Source organism: Rhizobacter sp. P2_H2, from assembly GCF_056403375.1.
In genome coordinates, this window is record NZ_JBFUFP010001299.1 from 1 (window position 1) to 1,340 (window position 1,340).

2 protein-coding genes are annotated in these 1,340 nt (G+C 72.1%); one reads left to right on the top strand and one right to left on the bottom strand.

All coding sequences use genetic code 11. From position 1 onward, the window contains the following. Nucleotides 1-744: ChaN family lipoprotein (locus tag AC1D15_RS32515; protein ID WP_477829309.1), on the bottom strand; the 744-nt coding region annotated here is incomplete at its 3' end. 85 nt (nucleotides 745-829) lie between these two features. On the opposite strand from AC1D15_RS32515, the gene AC1D15_RS32520 reads away from it, so the two are divergent. Further along, nucleotides 830-1,340, top strand: a 511-nt coding sequence (locus AC1D15_RS32520; protein WP_477829310.1) for a pyridoxal-phosphate-dependent aminotransferase family protein, incomplete at its 3' end; no start/stop codon positions are given.

The following is a 1,340-nucleotide window of genomic DNA, read 5'->3' on the forward strand; positions in this document are numbered from 1 at the left end:
GTCGTATGCCCCCGGCGGCGGCACATCGGTGTCCTCCAGGTAGCCGATGCTGCGGCTGCGCGCCCGCGTGCCGTCGGCCAGCCAGCGCGGCACGCCGACATCGCGCCGCACATGGCCGTTGCCGGCCAGCAGCACCACGCCGCGATCGGCATGGGCCTCGACCATGCGCGCCATGAACTGGTCGCGCGCAACCTGCGCGCCGGCCATGCGGCGGGCGGTGGCGGCGTCGATCATTCCGCAGTGGCTCGCCTCGATGTCGCCGGCCTGGGCCGACCAGATCGCCTCCGGCACGTCGGCCGAGAAGCCGGTGCCGGCCAGGCCCTGGCTGATCACCTGGCGGCTCTCGGCGCGCGACACGTTGACCGCGACGATCGGCAGGCCGTGGTCGAGCGCCAATTGCACGAAGGGCGTGTAGAAGCGCCAGTTCCAGCCGGAGTCGCTGCCGGCCACCGCGGCGACCAGGGCCGCGGCCGTCGGGGGCGGCGTCGCGCCGCGCAGCCGGTCGATCTCGTGCTGGCGGTCGCGGTCGAACTGCTCCATCAGCAGCGCCGGGCGCGCGCCGCCGTCGAGCAGCCTCCTGAACTCGGCGAGCCGCAGCGTGTGCTGCGCGGCGTTGTCGTGCACCTCGCCGAGCAGCACGACGGGCGGCGGGGCAGGCGGGTGGACAAGTGAAGGGGCGCAAGCCGCCAGCAGCACGGCAGCGGCGCAACACAGGCTCGGGTGCAGGCTCAGGTGGATAGGCATGCGCGCGATGATGGCAGGGAAGCGGGGCAGCAGGGAACGGACCGGTGCTACGCTGCGCCCCACAACACCTTGACGGAGACACCCCATGCCCGGACTGCTGCCCCAGGTCGATCCCGACGGCCTGCTCGAGTTCTCGGTGGTCTACACCGACCGTGCGCTGAACCACATGTCGAAGAAGTTCCAGGGCGTGCTGCGCGGCATCACCGACACGCTGAAGCGCACCTACCACGCGCCGACCGCGATCGTGATGCCGGGCAGCGGCAGCTTCGGCATGGAGGYGGTGGCCCGGCAGTTCGCGACCGGCCAGCGCGTGCTGGTGATCCGCAACGGCTGGTTCAGCTACCGCTGGACGCAGATCTTCGAGATGGGCTCGATCCCGTCGTCGGCCACGGTGCTGAAGGCGCGGCCCACCGGCTCGGGCTACCAGGCACCGTACGCGCCGGCGCCGATCGACGAGGTGGTGCAGGCTATCCGCCGCGAGTCGCCGGCGCTGGTGTTCGCGGCGCACGTCGAGACCGCCTCCGGGATGATCCTGCCCGACAACTACCTGAAGGCGGTCGCCGATGCGGTGCATGCGGCCGGCGGGCTCTTCGTGC